Raw genomic sequence first — 22,608 nt, 5'->3', positions numbered from 1 at the left:
TAATGAAAATAAGAATATACTTTTCAATAATTATCAGCAGTTTTTTGTGTCATCAAGTTACAGCCCAGGACCCCGTATTTAGTCAATATTTTCAAATTCCGGAAACTTTAAATCCTGGTTTTTCCGGCTTTGAAAACGCTTCGTATTTTGGGTTAATTCATAGAACCCAATGGCCTAATTTAGGTTTACGGGTAGATACTGACTATGTGTTTTTCAATACCTGGGTTGAAACTATTGGCGGTTTGGGTATTAGTATTTTAAATCAACACGAAAACAACACTAAATACAACCACCTGCAAGGAAATATCAATTACTCGTATCATGTAAGATTGGCAAACGAGTGGTATTTCAGACCGGCAATTGAGGTCGGGTTTGGAACAAAATCATTCAACTTTAGCAACTTGGTTTTATCCGATCAAATAAATATCTTTTCAGAAACCATAAACCCAAATACATCAGACGCCTATTTCTTAAACGCTAACAGGAATATTACTTTTTTTGATTTTTCGGCGGGATTTGTCTTTGATAAAAAAAATGCCCGAAATGGCACGGACCTATGGTTAGGAGCCACAATCAAACATTTAAACAGGCCTAATATTTCTTTTGTTGAAAACAATAATCTGCCACTGGATATTTTTTATTCCATACATGCAAACTATAAATTTCCCTACTATGATTATAACGACATTATGTTATCAGTCAATTATATGCAACAAGGTGAATACAACAGACTGGACCTGACGTCCATGATAAAATTGGAGAAGCTCTTTTTGGGAGCTACTGCTGTTACTAATCCTGCAAAAAACAGTAATAACAGCCATTTATTAACGTCCGTTAATGCTTTTGCCGGTTTAGAGCTTGAACAATTGCGCTTTGGATTTTCTTATGACTTTAACACCTCTAAAATTGGCAGGACAGATGGTGTTTACGAGTTTTCCATAACCTATCTTGCCAGTTGTTTAGTCTGCAGAAATCCTGCCAGGTTAGAACGCAGAAAATAGTCACAGTCCCAGTATTCAGTCATCAGTTAGCAGCTGAAATCCGCTAACTTTGCTTTTTTGCGTCATTACGAGGAGGAATCGACGAAGTAATCTCATCATTATTTATGATGCAAGCACCTGGATTGCTTCACTCCGTTCGCACTCACACCAATGTTATTCCTGAGTTTCCAGAAGTGCCTTAGCAAACTTTTTAAAGCGCCAGTTATGATGTGTTGTAGCTTGTTTTAAATTGTCTTCACAAGTCTTATTGCAAGCCTGTATTTGATTTAAATACTGAAACGCGTTTTGCCGCACTTCAAAACCGTATTCAGAACCTGTATAACCAATTAATTCATCAAAATAAGCCTTTTTATTTTCAACTTCAAAATCTTCGGTTATTAAGGCCAGCGTCAACCAAAGGATCCTGACATTTTTATCATTAAAACCAACAACATCTTTGGTTTGAGTCAGATATTTTTCTCTATCCTCAGGGAAATTACGCCATAAGCTAAACAAAGCCGATTCAATGGTCCTGTAGGACTTATCATTTAAAAGCGATTCGTAATCAGCTTTTAATTCTGATGGTATATCTGTTAAACTTTGAGCTATAGCCTGCCTGACTTTTAATGGGTTTTTAAAAGCTTGCTTATTGATAAGCTCAGGTGATTGAAATACAACTTTTGATTTAGCCTCATCAGAGATCCAGGACGACAAATACTCCTGACACTTAGCGGTCTGTGCTTCACAATCCGCCATAATATATTCCTGGATAAAAACAGATCTTTTAAGACTCTCCAAAGCCTTATCATACATAAAAGTTTGAGTGTTTAACCAGTTTTCAGTAAAAGCATCCAAATCCTTCACACCAGCCTTTTCAACTTCACTTATAAAATCATTAGTCTCCACATTTTTAAGCTGATGTTTCAACAAATAGCGCTTTACCGCTTCTTTAAAAGCCTTATTACCTACTTTCTCACGCAACACATGTAATACCCAGGCACCTCTCTTATAAAAAGTAGTACTACTGGATTTTGGGTCCAACAACGAAGTACTTTGCCCTGCCCTATTTTGCTCCAGTAGCTCCCGGGCATATTCATACAACCTCCAATAGTAATAATCTTCCCCAAAAATGTCTTTTTCAGCTAATAAGGCATAATAGGTAGCAAAACCCTCCTGTAACCAATGATGCGTACCGGAGGTTTCCGTTACCAAATTGCCAAACCATTGATGCGCCAATTCATGGGCATTCACATTTACACAATTCTTGTCTGCAAACCCAATGGAATCAATAACATAACTGTCTGAAAAAATAGTTGTTCCGGTATTTTCCATACCGGCGTATAAAAAATCCTTTACTGGTACCTGCTTGTAATTTTGCCATGGATACGGCACACCTATTTCTTCCTCTAAAAAATCAAACATCCTTTTTGTGTAACGGTAGGTAGGTTCAAACTTTAGCGAATCTTCCGGGTAATAATACATTTCCAAAGGAATACCACTTTTAGAGTACTCGACCTTTTTATCATATTTCCCAATGGCTAAGGCCACCAAATAACTGGACATGGGTTTTTGCATATCGTAATGCCAGGTTATTGTCGATTCGTTTATTTGTTTATTCGTTAGCTTACCATTGGCAATAACTTTATAGTCAGAATCAAATGTTATTGATAAATCGAACTCAATTTTATCATTCATATCATCAATACTAGGCAACCAGTTGCTGGTATATTTACCCTGACCCTGAGTCCAAACCTGCTTTTTCTGGTGATTGAAGTTCTCGAAATCACCTTCTCCCTCATCCCAACCAATAAAATAAAAGGCCTTTTTGGGCTGAGTCACAAAACCAATATCCAATTGATGCGTCTCTCCTTTTTTGAATTCATGTTTTACAACAAAATATTTTTTATCATAATCATGAAATATCGTTTCGTTTAATAAACCTTCTACATGCAAAAAATTATTGGCGTTTAGATAAATGGAGTCTATATCTTTTAATACTTCGAAAGTATAAACTACATGACCTCCTACCTCGCTGCTATTCGGTTTAATGGACAGGTCTGCATGGGCCGTTTTAAAATCTACACAATCCGTTTGCTGGGAAAACCCTGAAAAAGCTATAAAGAAAAAGAAAATGAGGCTCAATAATTTCATCTGTTCGAAATCTTTCGTTTAGAATTTTGAAGAAACAAAAGATTTCTTCTCATTCAGTAATTCGCATTAAAATTTTACCATTTGCGACAATTTAAATGATAAAACTTATTAATGCTCATTTCATATAACCAATATAGCAAACTTTAGTCCAAAAATGCCACAAACGCAAAGAAGCCATTTAAATTAATTCAAATGGCTTCTTAAAATAAAAAGGAATTACGCTCTTCTTTCTAGCTTAGCTGCTTTTACTTCGTCAGCTGCTGCAGACCGTTCATATTGCGCAGCCCTTACTTCATTACCTCTTTTTCTAAGTTTTTCTGCTTGTAGCCTATACTTTGCTGCTCGCTCCCTATATTTAGCAGCTCTAACTAAATTTGACATATCTCAAGTTTTAAAAATTAAACACTATATTCTGATATTTTCTATTTATTCCTTGACAACTTTTAAAAATCTACTTGGCAATTAATCTGCTCTTTTATCACTGATTTGATCTTCTCTGCATTTCTATATTGGAAGAAATAATTTTACCTTCTAAATAAGCGTCTATCATTTCTTTATTATTTGCATACAGCAAACACGATAAACACAAACCAAAAGACAACATAAATGATACGAATACCGTAGTTGTTATAAACCAACTCTTCTTTATTTCTAAAAGTTCTATTGATAAAATTTGTTTTAAACCTTGATTACTCGGTGTCAATTGGTTATGCCATATCATTATTGGCAATGAACATATCTTTACATAATTAAAAACATATGTGTTTACAATTTCCTCTATAGCTTTGTTATAATCTTCTTTTAAAACCGTTCCACTGATAAAAGAGTTAATTAGAGCTATAGTATAAATAATAATGATGCGTGTTAGCATCAAAACCAAATAAACTGTCCCAAATAAAAGCCAAAACCCAGTTATTATAGCTGCTACTAGAAATAAAAATAACGTCACTATGACTTTAACAATAAATGTGACCATGTTTGTTTAAATTTTAATCTTTTTGCCAATACAGCTTCTTGATTTTTTTGTTTGCTGTAAATTTAAATGGAAAACCACCTAACAATATTGATAACTCTGAGAGTTTTAGTACTCAAAATTGAGAGTTAAGACCAATGGTAAAAAGTATAGATAAACGGAAAGATAAAGTGTTTGTTTTCAAAGATTAAGTAAAATAGCCCTGGTAACTGAGTAATCCAAAAAGAAATATACTTAGCAACCGAATGACTATTTAGATTAAATGATTCCTGGTTGCGTAACTGATCAACTCAGCAGCATTTTTGCAACCCGTTTTTTCAAGAATGGTACGCCTGTAAGTATCAACTGTATGGCGACTTAAAAAGAGTGTTTCTCCAATAGCTTTACTGTTCAAGCCTTTACCTATTAAACGAATGATCTCAAATTCACGTTTACTCAGATTAGACAGTAATTTGGTTTTAAAACGTTCTAAGGTTGTTTTAAGCTCGTCAATATTTACGGGTTTTAACAGATAGTCAAAGGCATAGGTCTTTATAGCTTTTATGGCATAGTGATCATAAGCCGTGATATAAATGATTTTAGTATCCAAATTATTCTTATTGATGTCCTCGGCCAGTTCCAAACCTGAACGCCCGGGCATCTCAATATCCATAAATACCAGATGTGGTTTATGATATAGAATAGCACTAAATGCTTTTTCGGCATCATCAATCAATTCCAATATTTCAACATATGGAAAGTTATTCAACAAAATTTTCATGCGGTTTAAGGCTCTGGTTTCGTCATCTACCACAATTACTTTAATCGTTTTTGTTTCCATACGTTTAATTAATTTAATATTTTAATTTCCACTCTAACACCCTTATTATTGTCAACCTTATCTTTTAACTCAATCATATTATGGATAATTTTCTTTTTATTGAGTTTTGCATACAAATCAAATATCTTTTCCATTATAAGTAAACCACTACCGGTAGAATGCTTATTATTAGCCTTACTCTTCCTTAAACCAACACCATTGTCCTCCACCGTCAATAACATACCTTGTTTTTGTTTCTTAACTTCAATTTTAAGCATGCCTTTAATTGGATTTAATGTCAGTCCGTGCTTAATGGCATTCTCTACATAAGTAAACAATACATGTTTAGGTATTTTTGTTTCTGTATTTATAGCTGAATCAACACTTATATCGTAATCAAAACTATTGTTATGGCGTATCTTTTGTAGTTTAATAAAGTTCTCTGTATACTCCAGCTCCTCTTTTAAAGTGGTCATTATCTTATCAGAATTTTGCAAGGTATCCCTCATAAAGTCCGAAAAACGACATATAAAGTTATCTGCTTCTAACTTATTATCCGCCAAAGTCATTTCGCTAATTGTATTAATCGCGTTAAACACAAAATGGGGATCTACCTGATTTTTTATAGTCTTGATTTGCAACTCTGCAATTTCGCTTTCTATAGCCTGTTTTTTGGCCTCCCTGATGCTCTGCCCTTTAAGAATCAAAAAAACCAAGCCCAAAATGCCAAAGTATATAGCAATATAAATACCGTATTGGTATATATATAATGGGTTTTCGCGGTAATCGCAATACATTAAAAACTTATCTTTTTGAAAAAATAGCTGGCGTTTATTAGTTCTTATTTCTCTAAAACCTAAATTAACCCGGGCTTCTTCAGGTCCACTTAACTCAAAAGTAACCGGCTGTTTAAAATTGAGGGTATAAATGGAAACATGTTTGTAGTCGTTATGCATCACTAGCCATTCTTTAGTTTCATCTCCATTCACATCATACAAATAAGCATACCTAAAAGGTTCTGTTGTTATTTCTTTTATTAACTTCAAATTATTATCGTAGACACGAAACACACCTTTATCATTATTAAAAATTACAAATTCAGTGTCATTTACTTTTACCAATACTTGTTTACCACTTGGAACCAGGGCTTCGCCTTCTATTTTACCATCTATGGATAGTGTAAGGAGTTTGGAGGTCTGTTTTTTATATTGCCTGGATCTGAAGAGCGCAATTACTTTTGACGCTTTACCCTTCTTAAATTCATAGCAGTATGTCGATCCCAGCCCCTTAAATCCCACAGGCTCAAATAAAAAGCTTAAATCATCATCCAACACCGTCAACCACGTACTATAATCCGAACGTTTTGAATAAACACTTTCTATGGCATTCCCATAAGCAGAGCCATGCAACAGGATTTCATTCCTTCCATCGGCATCCAAATCATACGTTTCTTTTAGGGCTAATGAATTGGTTAGATGAGGCGATTTTATTATTCTATTATCTTCAAGGTTATATTTGTATATATTACGTGGATTAGCAGCAAACCCAGTCAAAATACCAAATACCACTTCATTCCCGTTGCTACTTTTTTCCAGATCTATGGAAGATGTGCCAATCCAAAATTTGTGTTCCCCATTAAACTTACCAATGGTGTCAATAAATATATTGTGAAGCTCAATACCATGATCGACAAAAAGCTCTATTATATTTAAAAAAATAGAATCTGCTCTTTGAGTTATCAAAAAAACTTCTTTATGCCCATTACCATTAATATCACTAAACGATAGGTTTCTGGTATCTTTTTTTGGTCTAAACGGCCATTTGCTGTTAAAATTAATTTGGTCTACAAAATCATCGTTGGAATGATAATACAAAAAACTGGCATTACCCAAAGTATTGGTCTGTGCTTCTATACGTTCACTCAATCCATCACCGTCAAAATCGTGATGATACACCTTACTTGTTAAAAGGTTACTATAGTTTTTCGTTTCTAAACTCACCTCATACCTTGAAAAAGAATCAGGAATACCAGCAATAATTGCAACAGACACCAGTAAGGCAACAATATAAGGGTTAAGCAATATAGAAATAATGCGTTGGCTCACTTTCAGAGACATGGTTGGTTAGGTTGCTTTTGAGTATGTAATTTATCAATTTTTCGTAATAATATACACACAACACCAAATAAAAAGAGGAAAATTTCACACACATACTCAAAATTAAGTACAACAACTACTCATTTTAGTTATTTTACTCTAATAGCATTATTCTTTTGACGTTTTTTCATGAAAGTCATAATTTAGCTTTTATGAGCGTGAATCTCCAAACTCCCATAGACTATCTCAAAGGCGTTGGCCCCAATAGGGCCGATCTACTTAAGAAAGAATTGCGTATTCACACCTATCAGGATTTACTAAACCTGTTTCCAAACCGTTATATTGACCGCACCAGGTATTACAAGATCAACCAAATACAACAAAGCAATGCCGAAATTCAGGTTGTTGGTGTTATCACCGGATTCAGGGAAGTGGCTCAAAAAAGAGGCAAGCGGTTAGTGGGCACGTTTCAGGACGAAACGGGTACTATGGAACTGGTTTGGTTTAGAGGACAAAAATGGATTCGTGAAAGCCTTAAACTCAATACGCCTTATGTGATCTTTGGTAAAGCCAATTGGTTTAGTGGAAAATTCAACATGCCTCACCCGGATATTGAATTACTGGAAGACCATAAAAAAAGCTTACGCTCCGGTATTCAACCCATTTATCCGTCTACAGAAAAATTATCAAACAAAGGCATCAGTAACCGGGTTGTTAGTAAAATTGTGCAACAACTGTTTTTAGAAACCAAAGGCAAATTTTCTGAAACTTTATCTCAAAACTTACTTTCAGAATTACAGTTGATTTCAAAAAGTGACGCCTTACTGAATATCCATTTCCCCAAAAATCAGGACTTGCTTTCCAAGGCACAATTACGACTAAAATTTGAAGAATTATTTTTTATTCAATTGCAATTAATTCTGAAAAATTTAATTCATAAATCAAAAATAAAAGGACACACCTTTGAAAAAGTCGGCAACTACTTTAATACGTTTTTTCAAGAGCATTTGCCCTTTGATCTGACCCATGCACAGAAACGTGTGTTAAAAGAAATCCGATCCGATTTAGGGAGTCATGCACAAATGAACCGGCTTTTGCAAGGTGATGTAGGTTCCGGAAAGACCATAGTAGCGTTTATGTCAATATTAATCGCACTTGACAACGGTTTTCAGGCTTGTTTAATGGCTCCGACTGAAATTTTGTCAGTTCAACACTATAATGGATTATTAGAATGGTGTAATAAATTGAATATCAGAATAAAACTATTAACTGGATCAACTAAAACTTCAAACAGACAAGAAATTCACAAATCTTTGGAAAATGGCGATTTACAGATCTTGATTGGCACGCATGCGCTTATTGAAGACAAGGTGAAATTTAAAAACTTAGGGCTCGCTATTATCGACGAACAACATCGTTTTGGAGTTGCCCAAAGAAGTAAATTATGGCATAAGGGAGGCTCCGCACCTCCACACATTTTGGTTATGACCGCTACTCCTATTCCGCGCACTTTAGCTATGTCGGTTTATGGCGACTTAGACATCTCAATCATTGATGAATTACCTCCCGGAAGGAAGTCTATCAAAACAGTACATCGGTACGACAAAAACCGACTAAATGTTTTTCGTTTTATCAGGGACGAGATCAAAAAAGGCAGACAGATCTACATTGTATATCCGCTAATTAAAGAAAGTGAAAAAATGGATTATAAAGATCTGATGGATGGTTACGAAAGTATTGCCCGGGATTTTCCACTTCCGGATTATCAAATCTCCATAGTGCACGGGAAAATGAAACCCGCTGATAAAGATTATGAAATGCAACGCTTTATAAAAGGAGAAACTCAGATTATGGTAGCTACTACCGTTATTGAGGTGGGCGTCAATGTCCCGAATGCTTCAGTAATGATCATTGAAAGTGCCGAGCGTTTCGGACTCTCGCAATTACACCAGTTACGTGGTCGTGTGGGTCGTGGTGCAGAACAAAGCTATTGCATTTTAATGACCAGCCACAAATTAACAAGCGACAGTAAAACCCGCTTAGAGACCATGGTTAAAACCAATGACGGCTTTGAAATTGCAGAAGTTGACCTAAAACTCCGCGGGCCCGGCGATGTTATGGGAACACAACAAAGTGGCGTGTTAAATCTCAGGATTGCAGACATCGTTAAGGACAAAGACCTTTTGCAACAAGCACGCTATTACGCCAAAAAGATCTTAAAAGAAGACCCTTCACTTTCAAGCACTGAAAACGCAGCTATTTTAAATACCTACAAAGCACTGTCAAAATACAAGAATATCTGGAATTACATAAGTTAAAAACCCGATCAGAAATCTAATCGGGCATCACATAGTTGTTTGTAGTTTGATTGATGTTTGGCGTGATTTTCAATTTATATCTATTCCTTTTTCCAGTTTTTCTATATTGGCCTGAACCCTACCCCTACTTGCATCATTTGGCGCATTACCTAAAGCTATTTTTAAATGTTTTAATGCCGTTTTATAATCGCCTTTAGCCGAAAGCGCCCTTGCCAAACCATAATGTACCGGCCATTGGCCTTTGTTGTTTTTAGCATTCATTTTAAAGACTTCCATAGCTTTATCTTTTTCGCCTTTAGCTATTAAAGTCCTTCCGTACTGATGCACCTGAAAAATGGTTGCTAAAGACAGTGCTTCGTCCATTAAGTTAGAAGCCTCATCTGCTTTTCCTAATTTTTCCAGGATTTGCGCTTTTATCTGAAGGTTATTAAATGTTTTCTGGCTATAAAAATTCCCGGCGATCGCACCATCAATCCATCCCAGAGCCTCATTCAAATCCCCATTATTATTAAGAGCATAGTTGGCAGCCTGCTCCCAATTTTGCCTCATAAAACCCAAGTTCCCTTTAGATTTCGACCTAAAATCAGATAACACCAGGTTAGAAACATCAAAGGCTACCTTAAAAGGTATTTCTTTTTTCTCCCAAACAAGGGATACAATAGCAGAATTCGCATCAACAGTATTCACTTCGTAAGTCAATAACTCTTTATGAGGAACATCATTCATCTTTACCCCAACCTTCAAAGCATCCTTTGCCTCATCATAAAAATAACTTCCCCAAGAGTCCGTATCATAGGACAAAATAATATTTGCATTGTTTTCATCTACCACTTCAATATGCAAACCGTAAGTACCGGCCTTTATTTCTTTTCCTTCTAATTTAGCGTCATGAGTAAAACTAATTATAGTGTTTTCATTAGCTCCGGCCCGCCAGGGAGCCGCTTTCGATGTACCAAACCCCAGATCATTCATACCGAAAGGCACCAATTTACCCCAAATTTCTCTTCCGTTAACACTTGGCCTCGCATAAGTGATACTAACATCTGAAATACCGATACGCTGAGAGACGGATGCCTGCTGACTTGCCCTGGGCAAATTTATCTGAGCGTCTAAATTATTACCAAAAATTAATAAGAGAAATAACAGTGAGTTGATAAGGTAGTTAGTTTTCATTTTAGTTTGTTTTATTTTGATTGCGTCCTTAAGATAGACACATTTAAGATCGGGTAACGTTAGAGTTTTGTTAAAGAATTTAGCCCAACTGTTAATTAACATTTCTGTTAAGAATACTTTAACACAGTAAGTATCTACTTAGAATGTTTAAATTTGCTTTCTCTTTTAGCATCAAAATGATACATATTCACGAAAAGACGTTGCAAGATTTAGAATTCCCTACCGTTTTAGAACAGGTTAGTGAACACTGCATTACCCCTTTAGGAAACGAACGCGCTTTACAAATAACACCTTTCAAATCTAAAGACGATATTCTGAAGGCTCTGGAACTGACCAATGAATATTTATCCTCTTTTTACAACGAAAATAAGATCCCGAATCACAGGTTCGAAACTATAAATAAAGAGTTGAAGTTATTAAACATAGACAATACGTACTTAGAGGTTTACAGTTTAAAAAAAATAACTTCCATTTCAGCAACGACTAACGACATTGTTCTTTTCCTAAAAAAGTTCGAGGAATACTATCCGCAACTAAATAATTTTGCTTCCAACATAGAAGTTACCAAAGAGATCATTGAAAAAATAAACCATATTGTTGATAGATTCGGTGATATCAAAAACAATGCTTCAGACCTGCTTTATCAGCTAAGGCAGTCCATCAATTTGGTCAAAGGAAAAATAAACCAAAGCTTCGCTACCGCTCTCAACCTGTATCACAGCCATGAATATTTAGACGATATCAGAGAATCTGTTATTGATAACAGACGCGTATTAGCTGTTAAAGCTATGTACAGACGTAAAGTGAAAGGTTCCATAATGGGTAGCAGCAAGACCGGTAGTATTGTTTATATTGAACCCGAAGCTACCCTTCAGCATACCAGGGAACTAAATAACCTGGAATACGAAGAGAAAGAGGAAATCATCAGGATCCTCAAGGACATTACCAACTTTATAAGGCCGTTTACACCGCTTTTAAGAGATTCCCAGGAGTTTTTAATTCAAATGGATGTGATAGCTGCCAAGTCCAAATATGCGCGTTCTATGGATGCTATTCTACCTGAGATAACGTATGAAAGCAGTATGTTTTTACGGGATGCCTACCATCCGCTACTCTATTTAACCAATTTGGAAAAGCGTGAAAAAACCTTTCCTCAGACCATTGAATTAAAACAGGATAGCAGAATTATTGTTATTTCAGGGCCCAATGCCGGTGGTAAAAGCATTACCCTTAAAACCATCGGATTACTGCAGGTTATGTTGCAAAGCGGCCTCTTAATTCCGGTACATGAGCGCAGTAAAGCTTGCTTGTTTGACAGGATTTTAAGCGATATTGGCGATAATCAATCTATTGAAAATCATTTAAGCACCTATAGCTACCGCTTAAAGCAAATGAACTACTTTTTAAGAAAGTGCAACAAAAACACGCTTTTCTTAATTGATGAATTCGGAACCGGTAGTGATCCGGAACTTGGTGGCGCACTGGCCGAAACATTTTTAGAAGAATTCTATCACCGGGAAGCCTTTGGCATTATTACCACGCACTATTCAAACTTAAAAATATTGGCCACAGAATTGCCTTGTATGGTAAATGCTAATATGCTCTTCAATGAACGTACTCTGGAACCTATGTTCAAATTGGTTGTTGGCCAGGCAGGTAGTTCTTTTACTTTTGAGGTAGCTCAGAAAAACGGCATTCCGTATAGTTTAATAAACCGGGCTAAAAAGAAGATAGAGCGCAGCAAAGTCAGGTTTGATGCCACAATAGCCAAACTTCAAAAAGAGCGTTCCAGGTTAGAAAAAACCGGGCAATCCTTAAAACTTAATGAGAAAAAAACAAGTGAAGAAGCCGATAAATTAGAAGAGATCAATGCGAAAATCCAAAGGAAGCTGGAAAGTTACCAGGAGCTGTATGACAGCAACCAACGCCTGATCTACCTGGGGCAAAAGGTGAATGATCTGGCCGAAAAGTATTTCAATAATAAACAAAAGCGCGAGTTAATGTCTGAGCTGTTCAAAGTGGTTCAAATTGAAAACTCCAAGCGTAAAAAAGTTTCAGCTAAACAAAAAAGAGTTGAAAAAGCCAAAGAGAAACAGGTAAAGCAGGAGGTTGAAAAAAAGGTTGAAGTCATTAGAAAAAAGAAAAAAGCCGCCAGGAAAAAAGCTGTTGAAGCACCAAAACCAAAGCCTGTTTTAAAAGTGGGTGACCGTGTCAGACTGGAAGACGGGCGCTCCATAGGCACCATTGACAAGATTGAAAAAAACAAAGCCATAGTGAACTATGGCGTATTTACAACCAAAGTTAGTCTGGAACAGTTAGAATTGGTAGATTAAACTATAATGCTCCTACTCTTTTATAAATTTTAAGGTATTTCCATTTTTTAACTTTAAAAAATACAATCCGTTTGTTAATGTACTCATGTGAATGGGGTTTTCATTTTGAACCGAACCACCTGCTACATGTTTTCCAATAACATTATAAATAGCATAGGTTTCAGGTTGTTTTAAACCGGAAATACGCATCCTGTCTTTAACCGGATTTGGGTATAGCCTTAATGCTTTGTTTTGTTCAACAACATTTACACTTAATGTGCCATTTATAGCTCCAAAGCCCTGCCAAACAGATGCCGAAGCATACGCTGTCTCACTTCCCGGAGGCACATTTAAAACCATTTGAGATATATCAAGATTGAAAAATACTTGCGATGCAATATTTATTGGTGTATTTATATTTACGTTTACTGCAGTTAGTTTGAAACAACTACTAAACGCGTAGGTACCTATAGAAGTTACAAGCTCAGGTATAGTAATGGATGTTAATTCACCACATTGAGAAAACGTGTGCATTTTTATCGTTGTCACAGCATTGGGTATGTTTACGGAGACTAACTCCGTACAGTACAAAAAAGCACCTTCCCCTATGTTTGTAACCGAATCCGGTAATGTTATGGTGGTAATATTTCTACAGTCTCTAAAGGCATAATCTTTAATTTCTGTAATTGAATTTGGCAGACTTATGCCGGTTACATTTAAGCAGGTTCTGAAGGCTTCATATCCAATAGCAGTGACATTGTAAGTAGTTGAAGCATAATCAACTGTGGCCGGTATGGTTATGTCCCCGGTGTAACAACCCGATTTGCTGGTTGCTTCTACTTGGGTAGCATTTAGGACATTATAATTAATACCGTCTACTTCAAATGTTTGCGCAGGCAAACTTTGTAAACTGATCAGGGTAAAAAATATGTAATAATATATTGGTGTTTTCATTCTTTGAATTTTTAATTGACCTTTAATTTATGCACTATGGAGCATCCTTTTTTGACAGGAATAAACAGCCAGCACCAAGTTGTTGAATCTACAACTTTAGGTGCCGACTGCTTCATTGACTAATAGCATGGTTCTGCCTTAATAAATACGCCAAACGTAAAAATACGTTCGCATTTCATCTGTGTCGTTCTTTAAAATAATACGGATATAGGGCTCCTTGGTGTTTTGAACGTTCTTCAATAGGATTTTTTCCGTTCCGTTTCCAAAATAAAGCGGAGAAAAGGCCCCGTTGGCTTCATAAAATGACGAATACAATTCAATATAATCTGTCTCCAAGTCGGGCTTATACAGTTCAACCTCTGAACTCGAATCTGGGGTTTGAATTTCGAAAAAGGTCCGTTCATTGATATTCATGGATGGATTGGCACCATGATGCCACTTAATTTCTTCCTTTTTATTACCGTCCTGATAAACTCTTATTCGCATATCGCCATATATTTCCAGGTTGTTCTCTCCTACCACGTTCCATGGATTAAACCCGTATAGTTCTATTCCGAATTTTTGATAGGCTTCATAGCAGGTTCTGATATTGTATTCACTTGCCAAAACCACATTGGCAATAGGAAAGCCTTCACGTATGTATCTAAGGGTATACCCAAGTGGCGCGCCCGGAGAATCAATTGAATATTCGCCGCCCTCGGTGATATAATCGTATACGCCTTGCGGACCGGTAACTACCTTGGCGGCATCACCGGAGGAGCCTCCTATAACCAGGGCCTTCACTGTAGAACTATTCCAAAAACTCTCATGTTCTCCCGATCCACCGGCCGATCCGTTTGCAAAAGCGGCATTAAAGGCGGCATGGGTATCAGACCAGTTCTCGTTAGTCTCAACTGTGTACAACAACATGCGTCCATACTTAACAGATGATACAATCACCGGACTTGTACTATTAAGCTGCGGAACTTCTGTGAATAATTTTCCGGGGTTTCTTGAATCTTCAATGGTCAGGTCGATGGTGTAGTAAACCTGTAAATATTTAACAACGTACTTGTACTTCTTTTCGGAACTACTAAAGTTAAAAGATCCTGAAACACTGTTTTTACCTTTGGTGTAACTTGCTCCAAGGGCTATATTCAGGTGTTCCTCGGAATACACTTCCTCAGTGGTAAAATTAACCTTGGCCGAAGCAGACCCCGTCACGCCTTGTTGAAGCATCTCTTTAACACCTTCTCTAACCGTACTGATGTTCGGATTTTCAATGACTACCGAAGGTTTTCCGTTTAAACTCTCCAGGGATACGGATAAGGTGATGGGCGCCCTGCCACCGGTGATCCCTATATACTCTCCTGTTGGAATGGATTCTCCCTTTAACATAGCTCCGGGGTAAATAACATCGCTTGTGGGGTCCAGCAATATCATCTCACTGAAGCCGGGCGCCATTTTATACTTTGATACCGTGCATTCGTCAGTATTGCCTTCCCGCTCTTTACTAACCTCTTCAACAAACGCTTCGGTCGGTTGCTCATCAGGCTGTATAAAATTGCTAAGGCTTGCCAAAAAGGCATTTATTTCTTTTAAGGTGTCTTCCGAAATGATCTCATTATTATCATTATTATCTGCATTTTCCGAACTGCATCCGTTACAGGAAAATAAAATGGTCACTAATACCAGTACATACCATACCGGTTTCATTGTTAATAGCTGGGTTTTCATAATTTCTGATTTTTTGTAATTCAACACTTCAAAACTAGATAGCAACGCAGCTAAAATCTAATTTTGAGCATGGACAAAGCATGGACATCATGCAGTGAAATCGCCGAAAACCAACATGGACACTTAGAAATCACCAGAATCAGAAAACAATATCAACCATCTGTTTTTCAGCATATTAACATCTATCCAAAGTACATTTAACAATTAAAAACCATAGATTTTCCATGGACAAGTGCGTTTTGTGTTTCGGACAAGGTTGAATTCTGAATGGATATAATACCTATCTTAGAGCAACAAAACGCCAATCTATGAAACCTAACTTTTTATTCTTTTTGCTAGTAGTTTTTGTTTGTAATTCGGTAATGACTCAAAATCAGAAATTTATCGATAGCCTAATAAATGATTATGAGAATCAAAAGAATGATACGCTCAAGATAAAAACATTGAATTTGCTTCATGCAAAACTAATGTTTAGTAAGCCTGAGGAATCCAAAACATTTGCAGAAAAGTCTTTAGACTTATCAAAAAAACTGGATTATACCTTAGGTATTGCAAATGGAAATAGACAAATGGGAAACTATTTTTACAACCGCTCAGAGTTTGATTCCGCAAAACACTACTACAACATTGCTAAAGAAAAATACATTCAACTCAATGATCAAACCGGTCTTATTAGATTGAACCACATCCTCACTGATATTAAAAGGCTAAATGGAGATTTAGAAGATGCACTGTCTCTTTCATTAGAAAATATCGCATTACTTGAGAATACTAGTAATACTAATCTAGAGAACAAGTTCTTAGGTGCACTTTATGATGGTTTGGGAAAGATTTATATGGATATGGGGAGTTTTAATTTGGCTTTAAAAGAAACGCTAAAGGCTGTAAAGTTTTACGAAAAGAACAATGATAAGGTGAGGAAAGCGGACGCTTTAAAGCAAATGGGAGATCTCGATCAAGCATTAAAAAATCATGAATCAGCAATAAAAAACTTTAATACTGCAATTAAAATATATGATGAATTCAATGATAAAATGTATAAATCATATGCCTTAAATTCCGCGGGATTGGCTTATCAGGATTTGAACAAGTATGACAAAGCCATACAATACCAAAAAGAAGCTATACGCCTAGGAGAAGAAGTTGGTAATAATGCCGCTCTTATAAGTGCGTTAAATAGTTTAGGAGATTTATACATTATTAAAAAGGACTATTCTCAAGCCAAGGAGTTGTACCAAAAGGCCAAAACTATATCCGAGGGACAAGGAATGAAATTCAATACAGCCCACTCCCTGTTAGGGCTCACAAAAGTTGAATTTCTTAGTTCAAATTACCAAAAAGCGTTAAATATTCTCGACTCGCAAATCAAAATATTAGAACCTATTGGGGCTTTAAATAGACTCATGGAATCTTATAACTTACGTTCTGAAATTCTGGAAGCTTTAAATAGAAATTCCGAAGCAATTATCTATTTAAAATTACATAAAAAAACTACCGACAGTGTGTTTTCCTTAGAGAAAAACAAACAAATTGAGGAACTTAAAACCATATACGAAACCGAAAAAAAAGAAGCTCAAATAGCCTTGCAAAACGAAGCGATCAAAACCCTAAATATACAAGCCGAAAACGATAAGCTTACTAAAACCCTATACGGTATTGGCATGTTCTCCTTTATAGCTATAGCCGGATTACTTTATTTTGGTTTTAAACAACGCATAAAAAAGAACCGGATGGCACGCGAAAAACAGGAAGCTATCTATAAACAGGAAATAGAGTTTAAAAAGAAAGAACTGGCAAGCCAGACCCTGCATTTGGTACAAAAAAGCACCTTTATCCAGGAACTAAAAGAGAACCTGGAAAAGATCAAAAGATCACCGGAGTTGTTTAAAGTGGAATTCAGGCGCCTGGTCATGCTCCTTAAAAAAGAAAGCGCGGAAGATAAAGACTGGGAAATCTTCAAATCTTATTTCTCTGAAGTACACAACAACTTTGACAATAAATTAAAAGCTATTTACGCCGAGATCACGGAAAAGGAAATCAGGCTCGCTTCTTTTCTACGTATGAACCTCTCTACCAAAGAAATAGCTTCCATGCTTAATGTACTACCGGAAAGTGTTTTAAAAAGCAAGTACCGGTTAAAAAAGAAACTAAATCTTGACAAGGAGACCGACCTTAATTCCTTTCTCAATAGCATGTAAAGCCGTATCTTTGTAAATATGAAAGTAACGGTCCCAAACGATAAAAAACTCATTCTCTTTGACGGGGTTTGTAACCTTTGTAACAGCTCGGTGCAATATGTTATAAAGCACGATAAAAAGCACCTGTTCCTGTTTGCGCCCTTGCAGGGTAAGGCCGGACAAGACGTTATTGATACCCATAATATTGATACCTCCAAAACGGACTCTATCCTGCTTTATACGCCCGGAAAAGGCATTACTTATAAATCCAGTGCAGCTTTAACAATAGCCGGTCATTTAGGATTTCCAAGAAATTTAATGCGTATATTCTTTGTCATACCTCCCTTCATTAGAAATTGGGTATATGATTATATTGCTAAAAACCGTTACAAGTGGTATGGAAAAAAAGACGCCTGTATGATCCCGACACCGGAATTAAAGAGCAAGTTTTTGGAATAATTAAAACCACTTAATATTTAATTAATTGGGTAATACTGATCTCAAAATTAAATTATTACATTATAAAAAAAAACTTATAGTTTTTTAACGTATATTCTTATAAATATTTAAATTTGCGTGATTCATAAAATTCAGTATAATGAAAAAAGCGAATTATATTTATATTATTGCCTTCCTCTGCTTTAATTTAAATGCCCAAATTTCTTTTGAAAAAGGATATTACATAAACAACTCCAACGTTAGGATAGATTGTCTTATAAAGAACATGGATTGGTTGAACAATCCGGATCAATTCTCTTTTAAGTTATCAAATGATTCCAAAGAAAGACATTTAGATATCGGGCATGTCAAGGAATTTGGCATTCATGGTGTGTCAAAATATGTAAAAGCAAAAGTAAACATTGATAAATCAAGTGATAATAAAAACAGCTTAAGTAGTATTAAAAGCCCTGTTTTCAATGAAGAGATTCTCTTTTTAAAAGTTCTTTTCGAAGGAAAAGTAAATTTATATTCTTATCAAAAAAGTGGTTTAAAGCGGTTCTTTTTTTCTGAACAAGATAAGGACATTAAACAATTAGTTTATAAGAAATACCTGGTTTCTAACTACAATATTGGAACTAATAATCAATTCCGACAACAGATCAAAACCGTTTTGGGATGCCCAGGTATTAGTCTTAGAACAATTCAAGATTTGCAGTATAATAAGGCTAGTTTAATTAGTATTTTTAAAAAATATCATAAATGTATTGATTCCTCATACAATAGTTATGAAAGCAAAGAGAGAAAGGGGCAGTTCAATTTAACCTTAAGACCGCGTCTCAATAGTTCTAATTTAAATAATATAAGCAAGTTATCTTCTGCTTTTCAAGATTATGACTTTGAAACAAAACTAAATTTTGCTTTTGGTATTGAATTGGAAAATATCCTGTCGTTTAATAACAATAAATGGTCTCTTATAGCAGAACCTACCTACAGAAGTTCCAGTTTTGAAGGGAGCGTAATCAGAAACCCATTTGATCTTATTGTAGGTCAGGAAATCTCTTTAGAATTGGATTTCTCCTCCATTGAAATACCTTTAGGCCTAAGACACTATTTTTTTCTTAATGCGGACTCAAAGCTCTTTTTAAATGCATCTGTTGTAATTGATATAATTCTAAACTCAAGCCTTTTAGTGAACAGTGCAGAATCGGAAATAAAAAGCAGCCCAGGTATTGCCTTTGGGTTGGGTTACCAAATTCACAACAAATATAGTTTGGAGTTTCGCTACCATGAACCTAGAAATTTAACTGATTCTTTAGGCATTGGAATTTTAGGTGATTATGAAACAATATCCCTGATTTTTGGTTATAAGTTATTTTAAACTTCTTAAAATAAACTCCACGGTTTTATCAGTGTTGCTATTCTCGGTATATGCATCGGTGATATATTTTGCAGGCACTGCCAATCCCTTTTTCATAAGAGCTTCTATGTCTTCGGCATATTCTAAAGTTACTTTTCCGGTTAGTAACAGAGTTAAATCTTTTCCCTGATGATAGTAGTCGTAAATCTTTTTTAAACCGGTTAAATACAGGTAATCTTTGGTAAACCCGCCTCCACGGTGTACTCTTAAGGTTATAAAAAATGCTTTTTCCCTATCCAGGTCATATTGATTATGAAGTAACCTGAACGTTTTTGAAAACGAATACCCTTTGGCCAAACTATCCACCGCTATAACACGATACGCTAATTCCTTTAAACGTTTTACGGTAAGGTTATTACTCATATATTCGGCAAATACTGCTAGACCTTCCTGGGTTTCTTCGTTATTAGGGAAGCCATGCGAAAATATCTTTAAAGGATGCAGCAACCCGTTCATGGTGGTCACCATATGAACCCCTATTTCATGGTTGGTCAATACTGCTATTTCATTATCTGAAAATGTATAATTGGAGTTCAATACTAAGGTCTTAATATTATTCAGGACCATAGCAATGGCTGAAATTTTATCAGACTGGGTAATATTGTACTCAAAGCCGTATTGTTCCGAATAAGCTTCAAAAAAGGATATAGCTTCTTTGGCTTTATACTTTGGTTCAAAAATACCTAGGTCTTTAGGCTCTTCCTCAAAATGCAAAATAAACTTGGCATTTTCAACGTCGCGCTCTGTAGGAGTTCCAAAACAGTGCAAACAATTGTAGTAAAACTTCTTACCGCTTCCAATGGTCTCAATACATTGGATCAAACCAGAATATTGATAAATAATATCTTCATACAATTTCCTGATCTGCTCGTCTTCAATGCACTCCAAATTGTTTTCAAAAAGCTTTCTGTGAAGTTTAAACCGGTCGAAATTAATGGTAGGATACTGAAATACAGGATCGGTTAAATACTTGGATGAAAAAAAACGTTTTTTTTCTTCTTCAATATTAGTAGGATTCACATAGCTAAGCAATTCAATTTGCTTAACCAGCTCATCAATATTATGATCTATTTCCAAAAGTGCTTTAGTAGCTACATTGTTCTCAACCTTCATAAACTATCCTTTAAAAGCTTTGTATACATCCAGTGCGTGCTTAGGTATACGGGTTTTCAATTCCTGTTCAACAGCGTTAACCACTTCGGGAAAGATAACCTGTTCGTATTCGTCACAATACACTTTAGCTATTTCAGTTGCCAAAACTAAGGTATTTTTAAAATTCTTTGTGATATATTTTAAAAAAAAGCCATTTCCGAAAAAAGTATCATTGACTTTTGAAGTCGATTTTATACCATTAGGAAGCCTGATCTCTGATAAGCTTTGTCGCCAGTCTTCTATCACTTTTCCAAACCTCTTGTTATCCAAATTGCTGGTTCCTAAATTCCACGTAGGCACTTCCCTATCCCAACGCTGCCAGTTATAACTATGCATATCATAAACCGTACAGAATCCAAATTTTCGTTCTAAGGTTTCAATTAAAGTATGCGTCACTTTATAAAAATTGATATGTTTTTGAAGGCTTTTACTTTTCATGGCTTCGGAAAGGGGTGCCTCCCATAATTGTTTGCCCCAGGCAGTAACAAAAACCGCTTCTTCCGGTGAACGGTTTAGATCATATTCAAAACGGGAATCACAACCGGCAATAACAATAGGATGTGAAGCTACCATCGTTTTGGTTTCCGGGTCTTCTTCGTACCATCGCTCAAACTCAGTATGCAAGCAATTGTCCCATAATTCTTTTCTAAACTGGTGGCCGTTATGGATGGCAGCACAGGCATAAGGCACGTACGTATCAATCTTAATAGTAAAACTGTAATCCAATGATACAGCCTCAAAAGTTTCTTCGTTTTCAATTTTAGAAATGATCTGGGTAAGGGTTAATCTATCCATCTATTAAGATCTTACGTAATTGACTATAGACCATTTGCTCCATTTGGTGCAAACTGCCGTCGGCAAAGGCCATGAGTTTAATATCTGCAAACAAATCTGCAAAATCGTTCCTGTAATAATCGTGTGCTCTAACCGCTTTAATAATATTTTGAATACTCTGATAATCACTATCGGCATCAAACCGGTCATGCATCTGCTGATACACCTTTTTATCAACTCTGCTTAGAATGTATTCACGCTCCTTCCAGGATTCTTTTAAATCTGAATTTGACACGTAAATCAAGATGTAAGCTAACAATTGATCTTTAGTCCATTCATCCGGATCTTCCATGGTACCCGGATCTAAGGTTCCCCATTCGGTCCATGAACCGTCGTAGACCGCTATATTGTTATAGCCTGAAATCTCAGCTCCCAAAGCTAAAATACAGGCCGTGATACCCGAACCACATGAAAAAATTACGGGATCGGATTTGGTAGTAAGAGTATTTGAAAAAATCACTTGAAGGTCACCTTCATGCTTTAGCAAGCCGTTTTCCAACAATTCCGTATAAGGTAAATTCACCGAATTTGGAATGTTGCCGCTTCTTAATCCTGCTCTGGGCTCCGGAACCTTGCCATGGAATCGTTCACCAGAGCGTGCATCAACAATGGCATGGGTTTTAGCTTTGGAAGCTTCTTTCAGGTCTTCATAAAACCTCATGTATTCCTGCTGAATATCGGCTTTAAAATTGCCTTTATCTCCCTGGTAAGCAGTCATGGGTTCGGTTGGATAGCCTGCTTGCAACCATTCCGGAAAGCCACCATCTAAAACCGCTACATTATCATACCCAAAAGCTTTGAACAACCACCAAACACGAGCACTGGAATAAAGACCTTTATCATCATAAACCACAATATAGCTATCATTATTGATGCCTAAGTCCCTGGCTTCACTCTGAAATTGTGCCACTGATGGAAATGTATTTGGAAACGCCCCGGAAGTATCACTGAACTTATTTTTTATATCAAAAAACCGTGCGTTTGGAATTTGTTGTAGCCCCGCGTCAAAAGACTTGCTGATGGTACCATCTAAAACCACAAGATTTTCGGCCTCTAAGTTCTTATGAAGCCAATCTACTGATACTATAGGTTTATCTAATGAAACTTGAGCCATT

At 36.1% G+C, this 22,608-nt stretch carries 17 protein-coding genes; 6 read left to right on the top strand and 11 right to left on the bottom strand.

Annotation, left to right across the window (positions count from 1 at the left end; all coding sequences use genetic code 11):
• Positions 1 to 2 precede the first annotated feature (2 nt).
• Positions 3 to 1,001 (top strand): PorP/SprF family type IX secretion system membrane protein, encoded by a 999-nt coding sequence (locus Q0983_RS01405; protein WP_299547627.1) that lies wholly within the window; start codon positions 3 to 5, stop codon positions 999 to 1,001.
• Between the two features lie 153 nt (positions 1,002 to 1,154).
• Here Q0983_RS01405 and Q0983_RS01400 read toward each other — a convergent pair whose 3' ends face one another.
• The 5 genes from Q0983_RS01400 to Q0983_RS01380 all read right to left on the bottom strand — a co-directional run bounded on the left by Q0983_RS01400 (position 1,155) and on the right by Q0983_RS01380 (position 7,020).
• Complete coding sequence (locus Q0983_RS01400; RefSeq protein WP_299547624.1) at positions 1,155 to 3,131, bottom strand: M1 family metallopeptidase; 1,977 nt, start codon at positions 3,129 to 3,131, stop codon at positions 1,155 to 1,157.
• Positions 3,132 to 3,347: 216 nt separating this feature from the next.
• The gene (locus Q0983_RS01395; RefSeq protein ID WP_299547621.1) at positions 3,348 to 3,512 is read right to left on the bottom strand and encodes a hypothetical protein; all 165 of its coding nucleotides are present in this window, start codon (positions 3,510 to 3,512) and stop codon (positions 3,348 to 3,350) included.
• Positions 3,513 to 3,609: 97 nt separating this feature from the next.
• Entirely contained in the window at positions 3,610 to 4,107 is a 498-nt protein-coding gene (locus Q0983_RS01390) for a hypothetical protein (protein WP_299547618.1), read from the bottom strand.
• Between the two features lie 250 nt (positions 4,108 to 4,357).
• The gene (locus Q0983_RS01385) at positions 4,358 to 4,924 is read right to left on the bottom strand and encodes a response regulator transcription factor (RefSeq protein ID WP_299547615.1); all 567 of its coding nucleotides are present in this window, start codon (positions 4,922 to 4,924) and stop codon (positions 4,358 to 4,360) included.
• 8 nt (positions 4,925 to 4,932) lie between these two features.
• Positions 4,933 to 7,020, bottom strand: coding sequence for a histidine kinase (locus Q0983_RS01380; protein WP_299547612.1), 2,088 nt, complete (start codon positions 7,018 to 7,020; stop codon positions 4,933 to 4,935).
• A gap of 191 nt (positions 7,021 to 7,211) precedes the next feature.
• Between Q0983_RS01380 and recG the strand changes: the two genes are divergently transcribed.
• Entirely contained in the window at positions 7,212 to 9,317 is a 2,106-nt protein-coding gene (gene recG, locus Q0983_RS01375) for an ATP-dependent DNA helicase RecG (RefSeq protein WP_299547609.1), read from the top strand.
• A gap of 69 nt (positions 9,318 to 9,386) precedes the next feature.
• Here recG and Q0983_RS01370 read toward each other — a convergent pair whose 3' ends face one another.
• Positions 9,387 to 10,490 carry a DUF2911 domain-containing protein gene (locus Q0983_RS01370; protein ID WP_299547606.1) on the bottom strand — a complete coding sequence of 368 codons (1,104 nt, stop codon included), beginning with the start codon at positions 10,488 to 10,490 and terminating at the stop codon, positions 9,387 to 9,389.
• A gap of 176 nt (positions 10,491 to 10,666) precedes the next feature.
• Between Q0983_RS01370 and Q0983_RS01365 the strand changes: the two genes are divergently transcribed.
• Positions 10,667 to 12,823 carry a DNA mismatch repair protein MutS gene (locus Q0983_RS01365; protein ID WP_299547603.1) on the top strand — a complete coding sequence of 719 codons (2,157 nt, stop codon included), beginning with the start codon at positions 10,667 to 10,669 and terminating at the stop codon, positions 12,821 to 12,823.
• A gap of 12 nt (positions 12,824 to 12,835) precedes the next feature.
• Here Q0983_RS01365 and Q0983_RS01360 read toward each other — a convergent pair whose 3' ends face one another.
• Complete coding sequence (locus Q0983_RS01360) at positions 12,836 to 13,756, bottom strand: leucine-rich repeat domain-containing protein (protein ID WP_299547600.1); 921 nt, start codon at positions 13,754 to 13,756, stop codon at positions 12,836 to 12,838.
• A gap of 138 nt (positions 13,757 to 13,894) precedes the next feature.
• On the bottom strand, positions 13,895 to 15,472 hold the full coding sequence (locus Q0983_RS01355) for a thiol-activated cytolysin family protein (protein ID WP_299547597.1): 1,578 nt from the start codon (positions 15,470 to 15,472) through the stop codon (positions 13,895 to 13,897).
• Positions 15,473 to 15,780: 308 nt separating this feature from the next.
• Between Q0983_RS01355 and Q0983_RS01350 the strand changes: the two genes are divergently transcribed.
• From Q0983_RS01350 to Q0983_RS01340, 3 genes are all read left to right on the top strand, one after another.
• A complete protein-coding gene (locus Q0983_RS01350) occupies positions 15,781 to 17,670 on the top strand; it encodes a tetratricopeptide repeat protein (protein WP_299547594.1) in 1,890 nt (629 codons plus the stop codon).
• Between the two features lie 18 nt (positions 17,671 to 17,688).
• On the top strand, positions 17,689 to 18,108 hold the full coding sequence (locus tag Q0983_RS01345; protein WP_299547591.1) for a DCC1-like thiol-disulfide oxidoreductase family protein: 420 nt from the start codon (positions 17,689 to 17,691) through the stop codon (positions 18,106 to 18,108).
• Between the two features lie 139 nt (positions 18,109 to 18,247).
• A complete protein-coding gene (locus Q0983_RS01340; protein WP_299547587.1) occupies positions 18,248 to 19,468 on the top strand; it encodes a tRNA modification GTPase in 1,221 nt (406 codons plus the stop codon).
• Here the strand turns inward: Q0983_RS01340 and Q0983_RS01335 are convergent.
• From Q0983_RS01335 to Q0983_RS01325, 3 genes are read right to left on the bottom strand one after another with little or no spacing between them, the layout of a single operon-like run.
• Complete coding sequence (locus Q0983_RS01335; RefSeq protein ID WP_299547585.1) at positions 19,460 to 20,620, bottom strand: tyrosine/phenylalanine carboxypeptidase domain-containing protein; 1,161 nt, start codon at positions 20,618 to 20,620, stop codon at positions 19,460 to 19,462. The genes Q0983_RS01340 and Q0983_RS01335 overlap by 9 nt on opposite strands.
• 3 nt (positions 20,621 to 20,623) lie before the next feature.
• A complete protein-coding gene (locus tag Q0983_RS01330; RefSeq protein ID WP_299547582.1) occupies positions 20,624 to 21,454 on the bottom strand; it encodes an N-formylglutamate amidohydrolase in 831 nt (276 codons plus the stop codon).
• Entirely contained in the window at positions 21,447 to 22,607 is a 1,161-nt protein-coding gene (locus tag Q0983_RS01325) for a sulfurtransferase (RefSeq protein ID WP_299547579.1), read from the bottom strand. Before Q0983_RS01325 ends, Q0983_RS01330 begins: the two co-directional genes overlap by 8 nt.
• Position 22,608 lies beyond the last annotated feature (1 nt).

Origin of the sequence: Seonamhaeicola sp., assembly GCF_028281565.1 — a bacterium.
In the GTDB taxonomy this organism is placed as follows: Bacteria; Bacteroidota; Bacteroidia; order Flavobacteriales; family Flavobacteriaceae; genus Seonamhaeicola.
This window is presented reverse-complemented; position numbering and strand designations above follow the sequence as displayed.

Bases quoted from the DNA above. Each gene is read 5' to 3' on its own strand.
- Q0983_RS01405 (WP_299547627.1), top strand. From the start codon at position 3: ATGAAAATAAGAATATACTTTTCAATAATTATCAGCAGTTTTTTGTGT.
- Q0983_RS01400 (WP_299547624.1), bottom strand. From the start codon at position 3,131: ATGAAATTATTGAGCCTCATTTTCTTTTTCTTTATAGCTTTTTCAGGG.
- Q0983_RS01395 (WP_299547621.1), bottom strand. From the start codon at position 3,512: ATGTCAAATTTAGTTAGAGCTGCTAAATATAGGGAGCGAGCAGCAAAG.
- Q0983_RS01390 (WP_299547618.1), bottom strand. From the start codon at position 4,107: ATGGTCACATTTATTGTTAAAGTCATAGTGACGTTATTTTTATTTCTA.
- Q0983_RS01385 (WP_299547615.1), bottom strand. From the start codon at position 4,924: ATGGAAACAAAAACGATTAAAGTAATTGTGGTAGATGACGAAACCAGA.
- Q0983_RS01380 (WP_299547612.1), bottom strand. From the start codon at position 7,020: ATGTCTCTGAAAGTGAGCCAACGCATTATTTCTATATTGCTTAACCCT.
- recG (WP_299547609.1), top strand. From the start codon at position 7,212: ATGAGCGTGAATCTCCAAACTCCCATAGACTATCTCAAAGGCGTTGGC.
- Q0983_RS01370 (WP_299547606.1), bottom strand. From the start codon at position 10,490: ATGAAAACTAACTACCTTATCAACTCACTGTTATTTCTCTTATTAATT.
- Q0983_RS01365 (WP_299547603.1), top strand. From the start codon at position 10,667: ATGATACATATTCACGAAAAGACGTTGCAAGATTTAGAATTCCCTACC.
- Q0983_RS01360 (WP_299547600.1), bottom strand. From the start codon at position 13,756: ATGAAAACACCAATATATTATTACATATTTTTTACCCTGATCAGTTTA.
- Q0983_RS01355 (WP_299547597.1), bottom strand. From the start codon at position 15,472: ATGAAAACCCAGCTATTAACAATGAAACCGGTATGGTATGTACTGGTA.
- Q0983_RS01350 (WP_299547594.1), top strand. From the start codon at position 15,781: ATGAAACCTAACTTTTTATTCTTTTTGCTAGTAGTTTTTGTTTGTAAT.
- Q0983_RS01345 (WP_299547591.1), top strand. From the start codon at position 17,689: ATGAAAGTAACGGTCCCAAACGATAAAAAACTCATTCTCTTTGACGGG.
- Q0983_RS01340 (WP_299547587.1), top strand. From the start codon at position 18,248: ATGAAAAAAGCGAATTATATTTATATTATTGCCTTCCTCTGCTTTAAT.
- Q0983_RS01335 (WP_299547585.1), bottom strand. From the start codon at position 20,620: ATGAAGGTTGAGAACAATGTAGCTACTAAAGCACTTTTGGAAATAGAT.
- Q0983_RS01330 (WP_299547582.1), bottom strand. From the start codon at position 21,454: ATGGATAGATTAACCCTTACCCAGATCATTTCTAAAATTGAAAACGAA.
- Q0983_RS01325 (WP_299547579.1), bottom strand. From the start codon at position 22,607: ATGGCTCAAGTTTCATTAGATAAACCTATAGTATCAGTAGATTGGCTT.